This is a genomic window from Pantoea sp. Cy-639 (assembly GCF_011752525.1).
GTDB lineage: Bacteria > Pseudomonadota > Gammaproteobacteria > Pseudomonadales > Pseudomonadaceae > Aquipseudomonas.
Genome location: NZ_VWXI01000008.1, coordinates 132,115 through 150,534, shown reverse-complemented (window position 1 = coordinate 150,534; position 18,420 = coordinate 132,115). Strand labels below are relative to the sequence as shown.

13 protein-coding genes are annotated in these 18,420 nt (G+C 64.4%); 4 read left to right on the top strand and 9 right to left on the bottom strand.

Translation table 11 applies throughout. The features are described 5' to 3' along the window. Positions 1 to 207 precede the first annotated feature (207 nt). Complete coding sequence (locus tag F3J43_RS12315) at positions 208 to 1,584, bottom strand: oligosaccharide flippase family protein (protein WP_166886253.1); 1,377 nt, start codon at positions 1,582 to 1,584, stop codon at positions 208 to 210. Positions 1,585 to 1,726: 142 nt separating this feature from the next. Between F3J43_RS12315 and F3J43_RS12310 the strand changes: the two genes are divergently transcribed. From F3J43_RS12310 to galE, 3 genes are all read left to right on the top strand, one after another. Then, the gene (locus tag F3J43_RS12310; RefSeq protein WP_166886250.1) at positions 1,727 to 3,253 is read left to right on the top strand and encodes an O-antigen ligase family protein; all 1,527 of its coding nucleotides are present in this window, start codon (positions 1,727 to 1,729) and stop codon (positions 3,251 to 3,253) included. A 6-nt stretch (positions 3,254 to 3,259) separates the two neighbouring features. After that, positions 3,260 to 5,854 carry a glycosyl hydrolase family 5 gene (locus F3J43_RS12305; protein WP_166886247.1) on the top strand — a complete coding sequence of 865 codons (2,595 nt, stop codon included), beginning with the start codon at positions 3,260 to 3,262 and terminating at the stop codon, positions 5,852 to 5,854. Positions 5,855 to 5,932: 78 nt separating this feature from the next. Beyond that, positions 5,933 to 6,895, top strand: a complete 963-nt coding sequence (galE, locus tag F3J43_RS12300) for a UDP-glucose 4-epimerase GalE (RefSeq protein ID WP_166886243.1) — start codon at positions 5,933 to 5,935, stop codon at positions 6,893 to 6,895. A gap of 31 nt (positions 6,896 to 6,926) precedes the next feature. Here galE and F3J43_RS12295 read toward each other — a convergent pair whose 3' ends face one another. The 8 genes from F3J43_RS12295 to F3J43_RS12260 form a co-directional block, all read right to left on the bottom strand. Further along, complete coding sequence (locus tag F3J43_RS12295) at positions 6,927 to 7,715, bottom strand: CpsD/CapB family tyrosine-protein kinase (protein WP_166886240.1); 789 nt, start codon at positions 7,713 to 7,715, stop codon at positions 6,927 to 6,929. A gap of 11 nt (positions 7,716 to 7,726) precedes the next feature. Beyond that, positions 7,727 to 9,292 carry a GumC family protein gene (locus tag F3J43_RS12290; RefSeq protein ID WP_166886237.1) on the bottom strand — a complete coding sequence of 522 codons (1,566 nt, stop codon included), beginning with the start codon at positions 9,290 to 9,292 and terminating at the stop codon, positions 7,727 to 7,729. Positions 9,293 to 9,312: 20 nt separating this feature from the next. After that, the gene (locus F3J43_RS12285) at positions 9,313 to 10,269 is read right to left on the bottom strand and encodes a hypothetical protein (protein WP_205297816.1); all 957 of its coding nucleotides are present in this window, start codon (positions 10,267 to 10,269) and stop codon (positions 9,313 to 9,315) included. Between the two features lie 187 nt (positions 10,270 to 10,456). After that, a complete protein-coding gene (locus F3J43_RS12280) occupies positions 10,457 to 11,059 on the bottom strand; it encodes a polysaccharide biosynthesis/export family protein (RefSeq protein WP_166886230.1) in 603 nt (200 codons plus the stop codon). Between the two features lie 305 nt (positions 11,060 to 11,364). Beyond that, complete coding sequence (gene eppA / locus F3J43_RS12275; protein WP_166886227.1) at positions 11,365 to 11,541, bottom strand: EPS-associated small membrane protein EppA; 177 nt, start codon at positions 11,539 to 11,541, stop codon at positions 11,365 to 11,367. Positions 11,542 to 11,842: 301 nt separating this feature from the next. After that, complete coding sequence (locus F3J43_RS12270; RefSeq protein ID WP_166886225.1) at positions 11,843 to 12,961, bottom strand: glycosyltransferase family 61 protein; 1,119 nt, start codon at positions 12,959 to 12,961, stop codon at positions 11,843 to 11,845. A 36-nt stretch (positions 12,962 to 12,997) separates the two neighbouring features. Beyond that, a complete protein-coding gene (locus F3J43_RS12265; RefSeq protein ID WP_166886221.1) occupies positions 12,998 to 14,152 on the bottom strand; it encodes a GNAT family N-acetyltransferase in 1,155 nt (384 codons plus the stop codon). A gap of 269 nt (positions 14,153 to 14,421) precedes the next feature. Beyond that, positions 14,422 to 16,659 carry a putative bifunctional diguanylate cyclase/phosphodiesterase gene (locus F3J43_RS12260; protein WP_205297815.1) on the bottom strand — a complete coding sequence of 746 codons (2,238 nt, stop codon included), beginning with the start codon at positions 16,657 to 16,659 and terminating at the stop codon, positions 14,422 to 14,424. A gap of 140 nt (positions 16,660 to 16,799) precedes the next feature. Between F3J43_RS12260 and F3J43_RS12255 the strand changes: the two genes are divergently transcribed. Next, positions 16,800 to 18,419, top strand: a complete 1,620-nt coding sequence (locus F3J43_RS12255; RefSeq protein WP_166886218.1) for an NADP-dependent glyceraldehyde-3-phosphate dehydrogenase — start codon at positions 16,800 to 16,802, stop codon at positions 18,417 to 18,419. The last annotated feature ends 1 nt before the right edge of the window (position 18,420 follow it).

Below are 18,420 nucleotides of genomic sequence, written 5' to 3'. Positions count from 1 at the left end.
GAGGACCTGGCGACAGCCCCCGTGCCGAACACCGCCGCGCCTGCGCCCAGCACCGCGCAATTGCGCAGGAATCCTCGACGGCCCAACTGTGGAATGCAGAACCGAAGCTTCGTCATGCTTGCCAAGCCCCATGTCGTTGATTGCCCATCCCGGTGCCCCGACGCGCCCTGCGCGCGGCACTGCCCGAACCCCGTGAGCCCGCCGGCCTCACAGCCAGTTGAAGAAGTCCGTCAACAGCACGCCGCACAACGCCCCGAGCGCGATCATCGGCAACACCACCAGTTCCCGTTTCAGGTTGAACATGTCCAGCTTGCAATTGACGTAGACGATCAGCACCAGCGTCGGGAAGCTGTGCAGGGCCACGCCCCAGATCGCATACTTGACCCCGCCGATGGCCAGCAACAGCGGCAAGCCACCCCACAGCGCCACCAGCCGGATGATGTTGTCCATCGCCTGGTACTTGGTCAGCCCGAGGGCGATCCAGACCTGGTGGGCCAAGGTATAGCGCAAGGTGAAAAACGACAGCGAGAGAATAGCCAGCATAGTGCCTGCACCGGCATAGCGCTCGTCGTACATCCAGTCGATCAGCAGCGGGCTGGCCGTCAGGAAACCGCCCATGGCGAACAGCATCAGCAGGTCGACCAGCAGCCGTGCACGGTGGTACAGGGCCTTCAGGCGCTCGGTATCGCCGGAGCGTGTCGCCTCGCTGAAGGCCGGCAGCGCGACCATGCCGACCACTTTCATCAGGCCGGTCTGGATCGACCCGAGGATCAGCACGGCGATCGAATAGACGCCAAGTTCGGCCGCCGACATGCTGGCACCGAACCACATGCGGTCGCCGTACATGGCCAGCACGCCGACGATCGACGACACCAGGATCCAGCGCCCGAACACCACCAGTTCGGCCAGCGCCGTGCGGTCCCAGCGCAGGCGGTTGCGCGGTCCGCTCATGGCCAGGTGGCCGAGCACGGTACCGGTCAGCGCCCCGGCCAGCCCCGCCGCCACCAGCGACCAGATGGAGCGGGTGAAATAGCCGATCACCAGCATCACCACGAGCCCGACCACCTGCGAGGCCAGGTCCACCAGCACCACGCGCTTGTGCTGCAGGGTGCGCACGGCGATGTCCATCTTGGTCGACTGCAGGCCGTAGATGATCGCCGAGACACCGGTGATCGCCAGGACCAGCGGCAGTTCCGGCGCAGCGTAGGTGGAATCGGCCGGCCACAGGTTGGCCAACTGCGCCAGCCAGGAGGCCAGGGCCAGCAGCAAGGTCATCGCGAACAGGGTGAAACCGCGCAGGATCTGTACGGTCCAGGCCGTGTTGAGGAAGTCCGGATCATCACCCCGTGGGCTCTGGATGATGTTCTGCCGCAGGCCGACATCCGAGAGCAGGTGCAGCAGCACCGACACCGTGGTGGCGATGACCATCACGCCGAACATCTCCGGCAGCAGCAGCCGGGCCATGATCAGGTTGCCGCCCAGGCGCAGTACCTGCGAGGCGAGCAGCGACAGCGCATTCCATGCCCCGGCCCAGATCGCGCGCCTGCGCAGGCTCACCGGTGACGGCACCTCAATCGACGGCATGAGTTCGATCCCTGACTGGATGGCTAGAAGTCACTATAGTTTCAATCAGCCATGATGCGAGTGACCCGGGTGGCGAATTCACGCAAGCGCAAATGCCACCCAGGCCAGCCCTTGTCCACCAACGGATAGGTGTCCCAGCCCAATGCCCGAACATTTCCGCGCGCTGATCGTGATCCTGCTGGTGGCCATCCTGGTGTTCGGCTTCGCCCGCCGGTCTGCCTGCGACCTGATCCCCTACGCTGACTTCAAGCGGCGGCGCAACCTCTGGTTCATCTTGACCCTGGTGGCGTTCTGCTCGTTCAGCTTCTGGGTGTATGCCGTTGCCGCCAGCGTGATCATGTACCTGGCCGGGCGCCGCGAACACAATCCGGTGGCGCTGTTCTACATGCTGCTGTTCCTGATTCCGCCGGCCACGGTGCAGGTCCCCGGGTTCGGCGTGGTCAACTACCTGATCGACCTCAATCACGTTCGCCTGCTGAGCCTGTGCGTATTGCTGCCGGCAGCCCTGAAGCTGCGCAAGCTCCCCGAAAGCATAGGCTTCGGGCGCACCTGGCCTGACAGGCTGGTGCTGGCCGGCGTGCTGCTGATGGGCGGGTTGTACCTGCGCGAGACCACCCCCACCGACACCTTGCGCCAGTCACTGTACCTGTACCTGGACGTGATCCTGCCCTACTACGTCGCCAGCCGCGGCCTGCGTCAGCTCAGCGACTTCAAGGACGCGTTGCTGGCCTTCGTGCTGGCCGCCTTCCTGCTCGCCCTGATCGGCGTGGCCGAGACCATCCGCCACTGGTTGCTGTACGACGCCCTGCTCGACGCCATGGGCGTTGAGTGGTCGATGACCAGCTACCTCAGCCGCGGCGGTTCGCTGCGCGCCAGCGCCACCACCGGCCAGGCCATCGCCCTGGGCTACGTCATCAGCGTCGGCATCGGTCTGTTCCTGTTCGTCCAGGGCTATGTCCGCAACCGCCTGCACTGCCTGCTCGGAGCCCTGCTGCTGGCGGCCGGGCTGTTCGCGCCGCTGTCGCGCGGCCCCTGGATCGGTGCCGGGGTGATCGTCGCCGCGTTCATCGCCACCGGCCGCGGCGCCGTGCGCCGCCTGATGCTGCTGGCGCTGGCCGGAGTGCTGGCGCTGCCCCTGCTGGCAGTGCTGCCCGGGGGCGAGAAGGTCCTCGACCTGCTGCCGTTCATCGGCAACATCGAGGCAGAGAACATCACCTACCGCGAGCGCCTGATCGACAACTCGATGATCGTCATCCAGCGCAACCTGTGGTTCGGCTCGTTCGACTTTCGCAGCACGCCGGAGATGCAGTCGATGATCCAGGGCGACGGCATCATCGACATCGTCAACACCTACATCAACCTGGCCCTGCGCGTCGGCCTGGTCGGCCTGGGGCTGTTCCTGGCGTTCTTCGCCAGCGTCCTGCTGGGCATCAACAAGGCCATGCGCGCCTTCCCCGACAAGGACGACGAGTACCGCCAGCTAGGTCGCGCGCTGCTGGCGACGCTGATCGGCATCCTGGTGATCATCTTCACCGTCAGCAGCATCACGGTAATTCCCATCGTCTACTGGTCGGTCGGCGGCCTGGGCGCAGGCTACATCCAGATGGTCCGCCGGCTCAGGTTCCAGCAGGCCAGCCAATTCGCCCATCCACGCCTTCAGGCCAGGTGATCGCCCATGACGACCGCTGTGCTGTACCGAGTGCTGCGCATCACCACCCTTGCCGGACTGCTGACCATGCCGCTGGCCGGCTGGGCCTCGGCCTGGGGCGTCGCGGTCGACGAACAGACCGGCCTGCCGGGGCTCAGCCACGGCGGCGGCCCGGCGATGCAGGCCAAGTACGACTTCTGGGCGGCCGACTGGCGCTGGACCGGCTTCTACAGCCGCTTCAAGGTCGAGGCCCCGGGACGCTACAGCCTGGAGGGCAAGAACAAGGACCTGGACTTCGACCTGCGGGCGAACATCCTCCGTCGGGACGACAAGGCCCTGACCTGGACCTTCGACCTCGACGCTCACAGCCGGCAGAGCAACGTCAAGGGCGGCGGCCTGGTATTCCAGTTCGACCCGGCGCTGGTCGCCGGCGAGATGGGCGCCCCACAGCTGCTGCCAGGCAATACCGGCTGGGCCTGGGGCAAGCAGGACCGGCATGTCGAGATGCGCTTCGAACCGCCGCTGGCCAAGGTCTATTTCGAGCAGGGCAACCCCAGCGAGGTCCGCGCGTTCTTCTACCAGGACCCGATCGTGCCAGGGCACCAGCAAGTCAAGGCAACCCTGACGCTCAACGGTGACATCGGGCTCGAGCCGACCACTACCGAGCGCTTCGGCCTGGCCGACCCTGCCCGCTGGCCCGACGACCAGCTCGACTGGCAGACCTCGCCGGTAGACCTGGCGTTCCTCAACGCCCCGGAAAAACCCGCCGGCAAGCGCGGTTTCGTCAAGGCCGACGGCGAACGACTGGTGTTCGCCGACGGCACGCCCGTGCGCTTCTGGGGCACCAACCTGTCGGCCTATGCGCTGTTCAAGACCCCGGACGAGGAAATCAAGCGCCAGGCCCGGCGCCTGTCGGCCCTAGGCGTCAATCTGGTACGCCTGCACCACCACGACTCGCCCTGGGTGAGCCCGAACATCTTCGGCGACGTCAGTACCCTGCGTGACACCCAGCGCCTGAATGCCGAGTCGCAGCGCAAGATCGACCTGTGGATCAAGAGCCTGAAGGATGAAGGCCTCTACGTGTGGCTCGACCTGCACGTGCAACGCCCACTGACCGCCGCCGACGACATCTTCGCCTTCGACGAGCTGGCCAAGGGTGAACGGGCCGCCGACCTCAAGGGCTACGCCTACGTCAACGTCACCATCCAGCAGGCCATGAAGCGCTTCGCCGAACAGTACCTGACCCATGTGAATACCTACACCGGCCTGGCCTACAAGGACGATCCGGCGGTGGCCGCAGTACTGATCACCAACGAGAACGACATCACCCAGCACTTCGGCAACGCCCTGCTGCCCGACAAGCAGGTCCCCCGTCACAGCCAGCTGTACATGGATGCAGCCAAGGCCTTCGCGTTGCGTACCGGCCTGCCTGCCGACCAGGTCTGGCGGGCCTGGGAGCACGGCCCCTCGAAGCTGTTTCTCAACGACCTCGAGCACCGCTTCGACGCCGACATGATCCAGCACCTGCGCGGGCTAGGGGTCAAGGTGCCGATCGCCACCACCAGCACCTGGGGCGGCAATGGCCTGAGCGCGCTGCCGGCCCTGACCAGCGGCGACCTGATCGACGCCCACAGCTACGGTGGTAGCGGCCAGTTGCAACGCAACCCGCTGACCAGCGACAACCTGGTCAACTGGCTTGGCGCCGCGCAGGTGGTTGGCCTGCCGATGACGGTCAGCGAATGGAACGCCGAGCCCTTCCCGACACCTGACCGCCACTCGCTGCCGCTGTACGTCGCGGCCAGCGGCGCCTACCAAGGCTGGGACGCGATCTTGCAGTACGCCTACAGCCAGCAGGCGTTCAACCCCGGCTGGCGCACCGCCGACAACTGGCATGCCTACAACGACCCGGCGCTGCTCGCCACCCTGCCCGCCGCCGCCCTGCTCTACCGCCGCGCCGACGTGCAGCCGGCGCAGACCCGCTACGTGTTCGCCCCCACTCCCGAGACCCTGTACGGTCGCCAGATAAGCCCCAACAACTCCGTACTGCTGCGCACCGCCATGGAAAAAGGCCGGCTGCAGATCGCCCTGCCGCAGACAACGCAGTTGCCCTGGCTGCAACCACGCCAGGCGGCACCCGGCGCGCAGGTGCTGAGCGATCCCGACCACTCGCTGCTGGCGGCCGATGCCAGCGCAGCCACCAGCGATACCGGCCAGTTGCGCCGCGACTGGCGGCAGGGGCTGTACACCATCGACTCGCCGCTCACCCAGGCGGCCACCGGCTGGCTCGGTGGCCAGACGGTGAACCTGGCCAATATCCAGGTGCAGAGCAGGACGCCCTACGCCAGCGTCGTGGTGCAAAGCCTGGACGGCAAGCCTTTCGCCCAGTCGCGCAGCCTGCTGATCTCCCTGGGCACCCGCGCGGTGCCCAGGGAGGACGACAAGACGCCGTTCCACGTCGAGCCGCTCGAAGGCAGGTTGTCGATCAAGGCCGGCAAGGGTCTGAGGCTGTTCAGCCGCAACGCTGCCGGCGAGGAGCAAGCGCTGCCCGTCAGCTACCGCGACGGCCGCTACCAGATCGACTTCGACGGGCAGCGCATGGCCAATTGGCTGTTCCTCAAATAGCCATCTAGAGTCTGGAAAGGCCCGGTCCGACTGCTCGGCAGGGACGCCTACACAGGCAACAGGTTCCAGGAGGGTCGGATGAAATATCTGGTCGTCGGTGGCGCGGGCTACATCGGTTCACACATGGTCCGGCACCTGACGAAGGCCGGGCACCAGGTGGTGGTGGTCGATACCGCCCGCCCCCGGCCCGGCATCGCCTGGGTCGCCATGGACATTGTCGATGGCCCGGCCCTGGACCGGCTGTTCGGCGAACACCGTTTCGACGCGGTCTTTCACTTCGCCTCGTTCATCCAGGTCGGCGAGTCCGTCGCCGACCCCGGCAAGTACTACCAGAACAACGTCGCCGCCACCCTGAGCCTGCTCCAGGCCATGCGCCGCGCCCAGGTGAACCACCTGGTCTTCTCTTCCAGCGCCGCCGTGTATGGCGACCCCTTGTCGGTACCCATCGACGAAGCCCACCCCAAGGCACCGATCAACCCTTATGGGCGCAGCAAGTGGATCGTCGAGCAGATGCTCGGCGAGTTCGACCAGGCGTATGGACTCAAGTCGGTCAGCCTGCGCTACTTCAACGCCGCCGGGGCCGATCCAGGCGGGCAACTGGGCGAATGCCACGAGCCGGAGACCCACCTGATCCCGCTGATCCTGCAGGCCGCCGCCGGACGCCGCGAGGCGATCACCGTCTATGGTCGCGACTACGACACGCCCGATGGCACCTGCATCCGCGATTATGTGCATGTCAGCGACCTGGCCTCGGCCCACGCCCAGGCCATCGACTACCTGCGCGCAGGCGGCACCAGCACGGCGTTCAACCTGGGCAATGGCCAGGGCTTCTCGGTGCAGCAGGTGATCGACGCCGCGCGCACGGTGACCGGTCGAACCATCGCCACCCTCGACGCGCCACGCCGTGCCGGCGACCCGCCGCGACTGGTGGCCGATGCGGGCAAGGCGCGCAGCGTACTGGGCTGGCAGCCAGCGTTCAGCTCGCTGGAGCAGATCGTCGCCCACGCCTGGAACTGGGAATGCAAATACCCCTGGCACTGAATGCCAGGGGTATTTGCGCTGAGGGGCCGGCTCAGTAGTAGGAGCGTTTCTCCGGCTCTGCCTTGTTCAGTACCGCACCCAGCAGGTTGGCGGTGGCCAGGTGGTACAGGCAGTCCTCGATCTCCTTCTTGTTGTTCACCCCGTTGGCAACCACCAGTAGCACGCAGTCGAACTTCGGCAGCACGGTGATGGCGTCGTCTGAGCTGAGCAGCGGCGGCAGGTCGAAGATGCAGATGCGCGATTCGTAGCGGTCGCGCAGGTCGCCGATCAGGTTGTTGACCCGGGGTGAGGACAGCACCTCGGTGGACAGCGGGATCGGTTCGCGGGTCGGCAGCACCACGAAGCGCGGCAAGGTCGGGTTGACCAGCACGTCCTCCAGCGGCGCCTTGTCCGCCAGCAGGTCGTTGAGCGCCTTGTCCATCGGCAGCCCGAGGGTGCTGCCCACCCGCGGCCGACGCAGGTCGAAGTCGACCAGCAGCGCGGTACGGGTAGTGTGATGGGCGATGCTCATGGCCAGGTTGATCGCCAGCACGGTCTTGCCCGCCTCGGGCGTCGGCGAGGTGATCGCCAGGGTGCGCCAGCCGTTCTCCTCCATGGCCTGCAACACCTGGGTGCGCAGCAGGTCGAAGGCCCAGCTCATGTTCGAGTTCTTGTTGTACGCCACGATCCGGTTACGCTCCAGGTGCTCGGGGCGCAGGGGCACGGTGCGGGTCTGTATGTAGTCGAAGGGCCCCAGCAGCTCGGTCTGCTCCGGGACGCGCGGAGTGCCTGAGGTAACCGGGTGGATGTTCTTTCCAGCAGCGGGCGTGATCCTGTCCATCGCAGCCTTCCCTATCCGAAACGAGACAACGTTTTAATGAGCAGCAGGTCCAGCGGCATATAGAAGAGATGGACCACCAGCAGCAGCACGACCGCCAGCAACACCCCGCCGGCGATCAGGATCGTCAGCCATTTTCGGCGTCGTGCCAGCTCCGCCTGGGTGGCGATGAACGGGACGGCCACCAACACCCGCTTGCCCAGCACGCTTTCCAGGGCGCCGACACTGCGCACCCGCTGGTTGAGCATTTCCAGCAACATCACCAGTGCGCCACCACCGGCCGGTGCCAGCACCAGGCCCAGGGCGACGATCTTCTTGCGGTTGGGCTTGACCGGTTTCTCCGGCAGCAGCGGCGGCTCGAGGAGCACGAAGCGCTCGGCCTTGTTCTCCTGTTCCAGGCTTTCGGTGATCTTCGCGCCCATTTCCTTGTTGCGGATCTCTTCGTATTTCTTGCGCGCGTTGTCGTGATCGCGCATCAGCGTGACCAGGCCACGCTCGACCTGTGGCGCCTCGAGGATATCTGCCTCGTAGCCCGACATCTTCTGGCTCAGGTCACGCTTCTGCTGGGCCAGGGAGGCGATGTTGTCCTGGGCGGCGGTGATCTTCGCCTGGGCCCTGGCGACATCCAGGTTCACCGCCACGGCACCGGCGCCCGAACCGGCCCCGGCGTCCTGCAACGCCTGGATCTTGCGCTTGATGGCCACCACATCGGGGTGGGCCTCGGTGTACTTGGTCAGCAGCCGGGCGTACTCGGCCTTGAGGCTGCCCAGGTCCTGGGGCTGCTCGATCGGTCGGGTGCTGCCATCGGGCTTGGTCGCCAGGCCGGCATTGGCCGCCGACAGCTCCAGTTGCAGCAGGCGCAGCTCTTCCTGGGCGTTCTTGTAGTCACGGTCGACTTCGCGGAACTCCAGCTCGGCCCGCGACAGCATGCTCATGCGCAGCGCCTGGTTCTCGGGCAGCGCATTGGCGTGGGCCTGTTTGAAGTCGGCCAGTTGGTTCTCCAGGGTGGCCAGTTCGGCGCCAAGCTTGTTGGCCTCCTGGGTGAGGAATTCAGTGGTCTCGCTGGCGCGCTCGGTGCGCTGCTTCATGTTCTCGTTGAGGAACAATGTGACCAACTCGTCGGCAACCTCCTTGGCCACCTCCGGGCGCTTGTGTTCAAAGGCCACGTTGAAGGCCACGGTGGTGTCGCCGCGACCCTTGACGAAGGTGCTGAGGGTGGTGACGACGATCGAGTTGCGCATCAGGTCGATCTTGTCCGACTCGCTGAGCGGGCGGCTGCCATCGGCGAACAGGTGGTACTTGTCGATGATCTGCAGCAGGTTCTCGCGGGTCATCACGCGCTGGCGGATGACCTCGATGCGCTCGTCGGCGAAGCTGGTGTTGTTCGAGGCCACCAGCTCCGGGGATATCTGCTGGGACTCGACGAGGATGGTGCCGGTGGACTCGTACACCGGCGGCATGCTCATGGCGACCCCTACCGTCGCTGCGAGGATGACCACGATGCTCACCCCCAGCAGCAGCGCGCGGTCCTTGATGATGGCGATGTAGTCCTTCAGTGACAGCTCGTACTCAGCGTTCATGGCGGCCACCCGGCTGGGGTTCAGAGTTCGGGGAATCTGTAGGTCAGGGTCATTCCGACAATCGTGGCAACGGCATCCGGCAGGTGACTCTGCTGGCGTTCCTTGTACATCAACGATAGGCGCAGATCCCAGAAAGGCGAGAACTGGCGACTGGCCCAGACGCTGTAGGTCTGCAAGGTGTTCGGGGTCTGGCCCTTGCTGTCCTGCCAGGCGGCGTTCAGGCCCACTCGGTTCAGTTCACTGAGCGCGTAGCTCCAGGTGCCCTGGATCATGTCGAGCTGGGCGAAGCTGCCCTGGGCGCTGGCATCGGTACGGCGTTCCGCGCTGAAGCTGGCATCGGCGCGCGCACCGCGATAGTCCAGCAGCACGCCGCCCTCCTCCTTGCGCTGGTTGGAGCCGGAGACCTGGCTGACACCGATGTGCATCACCGTCTCCAGCTGGTCGGTAAGCTGGTAGCGCATGCCGATACTGGGTGTGTAGCTGTTGGTGGCGACGGCGCCCGTGGAGGTCTGCTGTGGCTCGTAGCGCCGCACACGCATGGAGGTGAAGACATCCGCGCGCTCGCTCCAGGCGTAGGTGTACTTGAAGGTGTTCCCCAGCTCTTCGAAACCGGTCAGCGACGTGATGTCGTAGCGGGCATGGTCGTAGCTGATCTCGTTGCTCAACGTGCTGCGCTCGGTCAGCGCGTATTCCCAGTCCCCGGTGAGGGTGATCAGTTTCTGCGTGCCGTCGGTGGTCACCACGCCGGTGTCCAGCACCGTGCCGGACAACGTCGAGCTTTCGAGGTACTGCGCGTGCAGGCCGTAATGCCCGCGTTCGGTCTCGTGCCGCCAGCCCAGGCTCACGTCCGGGTCCTCGCGGTTGCCCAGCACCGAGGTGTTGGACGAGTGCAGGACATGCGCGCCCAGGCCCAACCGCCACTCGTCGCGGTCGAAGGTACCGACCAGGCTGTAGCGCGGCTCGATGATCGTTCGCATCACACCCTTCTCCTCCGAAGTCAGGAGCAATGGGTTGCTGTCGTACTCGACAGTAGTAGGCACCTCGACCGAGGACTGCCAGTTGGACGCTTGGGCCAGGCCCGGGACCGGCAACATCAGGATTGCCGTTGCAACACTTGTTGTTCGAAGAATAGGCACTATGCAGTCTTAATAAGGTCGAGCAGGCTTATGGGACAACCAGCGTGTCACCCGCCTGGAGTTGGAAGTTGGTGGACATGTCACGTCCGGAAACGAGGTCCTTGTAGCGCACCGGCAGCACTTGTTGCCTGATGCCGTTGTTGCGAATCACCTTGATGTCACTTACGTCGGCAAACTTGTCCAGTCCACCCGACATGCTCAGGGCCTGCAGTACCACGGTGGGGCCAGTCATGGGCACAGGCCCGGGCTTGATCACCTTGCCCTGGACATACACGAGATTACCGGCGGGATTGATCACCACGACACTGACATTGGGATCGGCGAGGAAAGGTTTGAGGCCGGTGGTTATTTTCTTCGCTGCCGCGGTAACGTCGAGACCCGCTACGTCAATGCGCCCGGCCAGCGGAAAAGTGATACTGCCGTCGGGTAGCACCGTGGTTTCCTGACGCAAAGTATCTTCCTGCCACACTGAGACCAGGACTTTGTCGCCGGGGCTGAGTAGATAGGGAATTTCGGTGACGCCAACGGGCCGCGTTTCCAACGGAACGTCAGCGTTGCCCCCCCTTCCGGGAGACTGAGCGCACGCGCTAATCAGCAGCACGCACAGCAGCGAAGACAATGAACGTACCATGGGACCCTCCTGGCCTCTCGGCATGCAAAGAGCACTGATGAGCACAGCACTGACACCACTTCGCAGCCTGACCGGCCGCTGCGACGGCCTCGATCATCCATAAAAACCGATTGCCTGATTACCTGGGCCAGCGCGATGAAAGCGTCAGTGCGCTGGCAGATTGGAATATAGCAATGGCTGGAAAATTGACAAGCCGCCAATACGGCGAGAGACAGCAAATTCAACCGGTTCAAGTCAATTTGCTGTCACCCTCCTCGGCAGACATTTATTTGAATGCGATAGACACTTGTTCGACAGGGTAAATGTCAGATTCTTCTTCTATTGGCGACTACCACGAATCCGATTACCGCGAAGCCGAACAACCAGCCGGCCGTCGCTACTGGCATGACGCTCGCCTGGCTGACGTAAGAGTCTGCCGCACGCGCCGCGCCGCTCAGAAGCACCAACAGGAAAACGGATTTGATGAACAGTGTCGAGCCCATGATCCCCTCCTGACAGAGGACGGTTATTGTTGTTTGGGAGTGGTGTTCTTCGCCGCTGATTTGAGCTTATGGGCACAATGACACTACGTCAACGATCCGCCACCATAATAAATCTCAATGGGGATCTCGCTAATTAGTCAAAATACCGACAGCGGAAAACAACGCTCACTTTCTACTCCCGCAGGCCTTTTTCGACACCTCGAACTTCCAGGGAAAGTTCATCCATTTCAATAAGTTGAGACAAAGTTAGGCAAACAGGCGAAGACTGCGCCATGGCCAGTTAAGCGCCATTGCAACGGCGTCAAGCCGGGAACAGATCCAAGGTCCGCTCGACCTCCTCGATGTCGATACGGAAACCATTCCCCTCAGGCACACCGACCACGAAGCCATAGTGCTGGTGATCCCGATCGGTCAGGTACTTGTAGTAGCTGACAAAACGATTGGGGGGCTGCAAGGCCAGCAACGCGCAGCCCGGCTGCAGCACATTGACGCCGTGCACCAACTGGCTGCCTTCGACCCCGATCACCACCCGCGCCCCGGCACAGGCCGCGACAATCCCCGGCACGTCGCTGTGCATCGGGTCGATGACCCGAAAACCCCGATGCCGGCGCAGGTGCTCGGCGATTTCCAGCTCGTTGCGCAACAGGCGCAAGTCACCGTCGCTGCCACGCAGGATGAACACCCCAGGGTGTGCCGTTGGATCGACATGGGACAACAGCTTGTCGCCCATGGCACGGTAGCGCTGGTGACGGCTGCGGTTATTGCTGGTGTCCTCGAACAGCACCAGCTCATGGAAGTACGCACCACGCGTGCGCAATGGCTGCATCCCCAGCCAGTCTTCATACGCCTGCTGCTGGGTGAACAACGGGTAGCGCGACGAAGGCGCGATCGTCACCGGCACCCCTTCGTCGCATGCCAGCGTATAGGTGGCGCAGTCTTCCATCAGCCAGGTACCGAACCAGGTGCTGCCGTTCTGCGTGCAATAGGTGGCGCCGCGCTCGATCTCGTGGTCGATGCTGATACCCGGCCAGGGCCTGGGCTTGAGTGACAGCCAATGACTGGCCCGCCCTTTGTAGAGCGCCCCGTCGATCAACCAGACATCCTTGAGCAAGTAGCCGCGGGTCGGCCCCTGCTCCATGCGGATACCACCGGCCATGGTCGGGCCTGGGTGCACGTAGGGATAGAAGCGCTTGGCCTCCCAGCCGGTCACCCGCTCAAGCTGGTTGGGCAGGAAGAACGCCGGTGGCGACACCGTGGTTTCGCCCGGCGCGATGTCCCAGGTCTTGTCGGCCAGGCTCTTGAGCTCGACCTGTGCCTGGTGGCCAAGCCGCTTCCTGACGATGTTGCGATAAGCTGCCAGGCTCCAGCGGTATTGGCCGCTGCTGGCGGCGACAACGGATTTGCGGGGATCGATGCCCATTACGCACGCTCCTTGGTAATTCGACCGCAATCGTCATCAACTGGACGAAATACGCTCCATCGCGGGGGGCGACTGCAAGTTGGCGTAACGGCTGCGCAGGATCTCAAGAAACCGCTCCGCCGAAGTCTTGGCGCCGTAGAGGTAGATCTTGTCCAGCCCGCCAAAGACCATTTCATGGTAGCGGCTGGCAACTTCCTCATCGCTCGTGCCCTCAGGGACACCCAGGTGAAGGGTCAACTTGTTGCCTTCCACCGCGAACAACGGCGTCTCCCAGAGGAACTTGGCGGTACCGCTCCTGGGCAAGCGCAGGAACAGGTAGGCATGATTACCCAGCGAATCGATATCGCCACCACGCCGGCGCTTCCATTTGAGCAGGCCATCATCCGGACGAGCCAGGCACAGGCCGATGTCGTAGTAGTCGTAACCGTTCTCCAACGCCCATTCCAACGCCATGAACGTGGTGATGGAGTTCACTTCGCGCAACTTCTTCGCATCGGAGAACACCGTTTCGCGATAACCAAAGCGCAGGGTGCTCCAGTAGCGTTTGCCGCCACGGGTTATTTCACACCCCAGGTGGCAGGCCACCACCTCGTCGTCGTGATAGATCAGGTCCAGGCGCCCAACCCCCTTGGCCAGGCGGAATACGTCGTCGGTGGGGAACTGCGCGGCATGGATGCCTTGCCTGGCGCTGGCGTAGGGCCGCAGCAGCTCGCGGTCGGCCATGGCGATCTCTTCATCGTCACGGGTCTGGCGCATCTGGTACAACGGCCGGTGCTTGCGCAGGCTGCGCCGCAGTTCGCTGTCGTAACGCGCGGTGATGTCATCGAGCGAACGCCCCAGCGGCACCACCGCGCTCAGGTAATGGGGGATGCTCAAGGCGCCGGGGTTGGGCATTTCACTGACCACCACCACATGCCTCTGATCGCCCGCCGCCACCGGCAACTGCGGCGCAGGCCCGCCGTCGGGCGACTTGCCGCCGATCAGCAGCTTGGCCATTTCTCGCTGCTGTTTCCGACCGATGTAGAGAATTTCGAAGGGACTTTCCTGCTGCAACTTGAAACGGCTGACTTCCCAGCGCCAGAAACACGCGCGCCCCAGGTAGTCACGCGCCGTGTTGGCAACGTTCCTGATTTCATAACGCAGGGAGGGTGACAGAAGCTGACGGGCGGCAGCGGCCAGGTGCTCTTTCATTTCTTCTCCGACGTCCTAGGATGCTGGCGATGGGGCAGATCAGAAAAGGGGCATGGCGCAGGCGCCGCCATTGCACATGACGCATTGAAATAAGCGGGCCAAGGGCCTGGCCAGGAACAGCACATCCACGCACAAGTAAAGATGCAAGGCCAGGCCTTGGCAAGGGGTCCACTGCCCTCACTGCGTCGGGTTCGAATGACGTCTTTTTTTCGCCAGGGTCGGTGTCGGCACGTCCGGCAACCGCCCTGCCCGAGCGAGGGCGGACGGTCTCAGCGTTGTCTCTTGTGTACCGGGTACTGCGCCATCCAGCGTTGCAGGTCAGCCGCGGGCATTGGCCGGCCGAGCAGGAAGCCCTGGCCATGATCGCACCCGGCGTTGCGCAGGAAATCGTACTGCTCCTGGGTCTCGATACCCTCGGCGGTAATCCGAAAACCCAGGGCGTGCCCCAGATCGACGATCGCCCGGGCAATGGCCACCGCGTCGTCGTCGTCCGGCAGGTCCTTGATAAAGGCCCGGTCGATCTTCAGGTGGTCGATCGGCAGCGCCCGCAGGTAGGCCAGCGACGAATAGCCGGTACCGAAGTCATCGACCGCGGTGGCCACGCCCATCGCCTGCAACTGGGACAGCACCGCGCAGGCCTGCTGCTGGCTCTCCATCAGCAGGCTCTCGGTGATTTCCACCTCCAGCAGGCTGGCTGGCAGGTCATGGCGCTCCAGCGCCGAGGCCAGGCTGGTGACATAGTCGCTGCGCTCGATCTGCAACGCGGCGACGTTGATCGCCAGCGGCCCGGGCAGGCCATCCCCGGCGCGCCAGTCGGCCAATTGCTGGCAGGCCAGTTCCAGTACCCGCTCCCCCAGGGGAATGATCAACCCGGTACGCTCGGCCAGGGGAATGAACTCGGCTGGCGAGACCAGGCCATGCTCCGGATCGCGCCAGCGCAGCAAGGCTTCGACGCCTTCGAGCCGACCGCTGAACAAGTCGACCTTCGGCTGGTACCACAGCTCGAATTCGTTGCACTCGAGGGCTCGACGCAAGTTGCGCTCCAGCTCCAGGCGCTGGTGCAGCCGGTCGGTCATCTCCGCCTGGTAGGGGCGCCAGGCATTGCGGCCACTTTCCTTGGCCGCATACATCGCGGTATCGGCATGGCGCAGCAGGCTATCGACATCCTCGCCATGCTGCGGGCACCAGGCCAGGCCGATGCTGCCGGTTACCAGGGAGGCATTGCCATTGAGGTCGAACGGCCTCTGCAGGCAACGCAACAGGGCACGCACCTGGTGATTCACCTGGCCCTGGGCGCCCTGCAGCATGAACACGAACTCGTCGCCGCCCAGGCGGCAGACCCGGTCCTGGCTATCGAGCTCCTGCAAGAAACGCGCAGTGGCCTGTTGCAGCAAAAGATCGCCCATGGGGTGACCGAGGCTGTCGTTGACCTGCTTGAAGCCATCGATATCGAGCATCAGCACCGCCAGCCCATGGCCTTGCGCAATCCCTTCGCTCAACTGCTGCTGGAACAGCACCCGGTTGGGCAGGCCGGTGATGGTGTCGTAGTGCGCCAGGCGCTCGAGCTGCACCTGGTACTGGTGCAGCTCGCTGTTGCGCAGTTCCAGCAGGCGTTGCTTGCGGTTGAGCTGGGCGACGAACAGGCTGAACAGCCCGGTGCAGCTCAAGGCGAAGAGGAACAACGGCGAGCAGAACAGGCTCAGCCCCGACCAGCCGCCGCGGGGCTCGGCCGCCAGTTGCCAGAAGCCGCCCGGCACCTGCACGCTGCTGGTCACCAGGGCATGTTCGAACAGCTGCTCGTCGCCCCAGATCATCGCCCCTTCGGCGCCCTTGCCGTCGCTGCCCCGCACGGCCAGCTCGAAGCCGGTCTCCGGGCGCAGGCCGGCGGCCAGCAGCAGGCGATCGATGTCGGCGACGATGGAGATGTTGCCCCAGTAGAACTTCACCCCGCGCTTGCCCGAGATGAACACCGGGCGACGGTACACCAGCGCCCGCCCACCCTGGTACAACGCCAGCGGGCCAGCCAGCACCGGCTCTTCGCGTTCGCGCGCCGACGCCAGCAGCGGCATCTGCTCCGGCAGGCCACGGTAGTCCAGGCCGAGGATGCGTTCATTGCCGTCACGTGGGTAGACATCCACGACCACATCGGCCGGAGCCAGGGCGATGTGGTGCATGTAGCTCACCGAAGCCAGCGCATCCCGGGCCATGCCGTGGAAGTGACTATCGCTGATGCGGCCATCGGTGCTGATCAGTTGGGCAATGCCCTCGGCCTCGGCGAACGCAGCACGCAATTGCGCCTCCAGCGCCCCGCGAACGCCGGACAGGCGCGCCGCCAGGTTGGCGACCTCCTCGCTCTGTTCACGCTTGGCATCCAAGTGGCCAAGGACCATGGACAGGCCGATGCCGACCACGGCGAAGCCCACCGGCAACAGGCGACTGAGGGTGCGGCGCAGCGCGCCTTGGGCAGGTGGCTGTTCATCGGAAGCGAGTTTGTTGCTGCTGATCATAGGTCTGCAATCGGCGTCGATTCATACTGTATCGGCGCAGCCTGGGCAATGTTGAGCCAGACTGGTGTTTTTCCGGCGCGGGGTGCATGCTCACCAGCTGAAGCGCTTCACCCAGTCCCACACATAGAGGTGCAGTACCCATGGACCGTCTGCTCGACTCGCTGTTTCCCGCCCCTGAAGACATTCCCGCACAATGGCGCCTGGATGCGCCACTCGAACAACGCGACTACCTGGTCGGCGGCGAGCTGCGGCGCTGGGATGGCCCGTTGGCCACGGTGCGTAGCCCGGTCTGGTTGAAAGAGGGCGACAGTGAGCGCCAGGTGATCCTCGGCAGCGCACCGCTGCTCGATGCCGACACCGCCCTCGGCGCCCTGGACGCTGCCGTGCAAGCCTATGACAAGGGCCGTGGCGCCTGGCCGACGATGCGCGTCGCCGAGCGCATCCAGCATGTCGAGACGTTCCTGGCACGCATGCGCGAGCAGCGCGAGGCGGTGGTCAAGCTGCTGATGTGGGAGATCGGCAAGAACCTCAAGGACTCGGAGAAAGAGTTCGACCGGACCTGCGACTACATCGTCGATACCATCAACGCACTAAAGGACCTCGACCGTCGCTCCAGCCGCTTCGAGCTCGAACAGGGCACCCTCGGCCAGATCCGCCGCGCACCGCTGGGCGTGGCCTTGTGCATGGGCCCCTACAACTATCCATTGAACGAAACCTTCACCACCCTGATCCCGGCGCTGATCATGGGCAACACCGTGGTGTTCAAGCCGGCCAAGTTCGGCGTGCTGCTGATCCGCCCGCTGCTCGAGGCCTTCCGCGACAGCTTCCCGGCAGGCGTGATCAACGTCATCTATGGCCGGGGGCGCGAAACCGTCAGCGCACTGATGGCCAGCGGCAAGGTCGACGTATTCGCCTTCATCGGCACCCACAAGGCCGCCAGCGACCTGAAGAAACTGCACCCGCGCCCGCACCGCCTGCGCGCGGCATTGGGCCTGGACGCGAAGAACCCGGGCATCATCCTGCCTCAGGTCGACCTGGACAACGCCGTCGACGAGGCGGTCACCGGCGCGCTGTCGTTCAACGGCCAGCGCTGCACGGCGCTGAAGATCCTGTTCGTCCACGAGGACGTGGTCGAGCCGTTCCTCGACAAGTTCCAGCGCAAGCTCGCCGCGCTCAAGCCCGGCATGCCCTGGGAGCCGGGCGTGGCGCTGACGCCGTTGCCGGAGCCGGGCAAGATCGACTACCTCGATAGCCTGGTCGCCGACGCTACCGACAAGGGCGCACGGGTACTCAACGAAGGTGGCGGGCACAGCCGCGGCTCGTTCTTCTACCCCGCCCTGCTCTACCCGGTCAGCCCCGCCATGCGCATCTACCATGAAGAGCAGTTCGGGCCGCTGGTGCCGGTGGTGCCCTACCGCGACCTGCAAACGGTGATCGACTACGTGCTCGACTCCGACTACGGCCAGCAACTGAGCCTGTTCGGCAACGATCCGCAGACCATCGGCGCGCTGGTCGACACCTTCGCCAACCAGGTCGGTCGGATCAACCTCAACGCCCAGTGCCAGCGCGGCCCAGACACCTATCCGTTCAACGGGCGCAAGAACAGCGCCGAAGGCACCTTGTCGGTACATGACGCGCTGCGGGTGTTCTCGATCCGCACATTGGTGGCGACCCGCTTCCAGGAAGCCAACAAAGAGCTGATCAGCGAGATCATCCGCAACCGCCAGTCGAGCTTCCTGACCACCGACTACATTTTCTGAA

Excerpts from the sequence above, each read along its gene's own strand:
- F3J43_RS12315 (WP_166886253.1), bottom strand. The coding sequence starts at position 1,584 with ATGCCGTCGATTGAGGTGCCGTCACCGGTGAGCCTGCGCAGGCGCGCG.
- F3J43_RS12310 (WP_166886250.1), top strand. The coding sequence starts at position 1,727 with ATGCCCGAACATTTCCGCGCGCTGATCGTGATCCTGCTGGTGGCCATC.
- F3J43_RS12305 (WP_166886247.1), top strand. The coding sequence starts at position 3,260 with ATGACGACCGCTGTGCTGTACCGAGTGCTGCGCATCACCACCCTTGCC.
- galE (WP_166886243.1), top strand. The coding sequence starts at position 5,933 with ATGAAATATCTGGTCGTCGGTGGCGCGGGCTACATCGGTTCACACATG.
- F3J43_RS12295 (WP_166886240.1), bottom strand. The coding sequence starts at position 7,715 with ATGGACAGGATCACGCCCGCTGCTGGAAAGAACATCCACCCGGTTACC.
- F3J43_RS12290 (WP_166886237.1), bottom strand. The coding sequence starts at position 9,292 with ATGAACGCTGAGTACGAGCTGTCACTGAAGGACTACATCGCCATCATC.
- F3J43_RS12285 (WP_205297816.1), bottom strand. The coding sequence starts at position 10,269 with ATGCGAACGATCATCGAGCCGCGCTACAGCCTGGTCGGTACCTTCGAC.
- F3J43_RS12280 (WP_166886230.1), bottom strand. The coding sequence starts at position 11,059 with ATGGTACGTTCATTGTCTTCGCTGCTGTGCGTGCTGCTGATTAGCGCG.
- eppA (WP_166886227.1), bottom strand. The coding sequence starts at position 11,541 with ATGGGCTCGACACTGTTCATCAAATCCGTTTTCCTGTTGGTGCTTCTG.
- F3J43_RS12270 (WP_166886225.1), bottom strand. The coding sequence starts at position 12,961 with ATGGGCATCGATCCCCGCAAATCCGTTGTCGCCGCCAGCAGCGGCCAA.
- F3J43_RS12265 (WP_166886221.1), bottom strand. The coding sequence starts at position 14,152 with ATGAAAGAGCACCTGGCCGCTGCCGCCCGTCAGCTTCTGTCACCCTCC.
- F3J43_RS12260 (WP_205297815.1), bottom strand. The coding sequence starts at position 16,659 with ATGATCAGCAGCAACAAACTCGCTTCCGATGAACAGCCACCTGCCCAA.
- F3J43_RS12255 (WP_166886218.1), top strand. The coding sequence starts at position 16,800 with ATGGACCGTCTGCTCGACTCGCTGTTTCCCGCCCCTGAAGACATTCCC.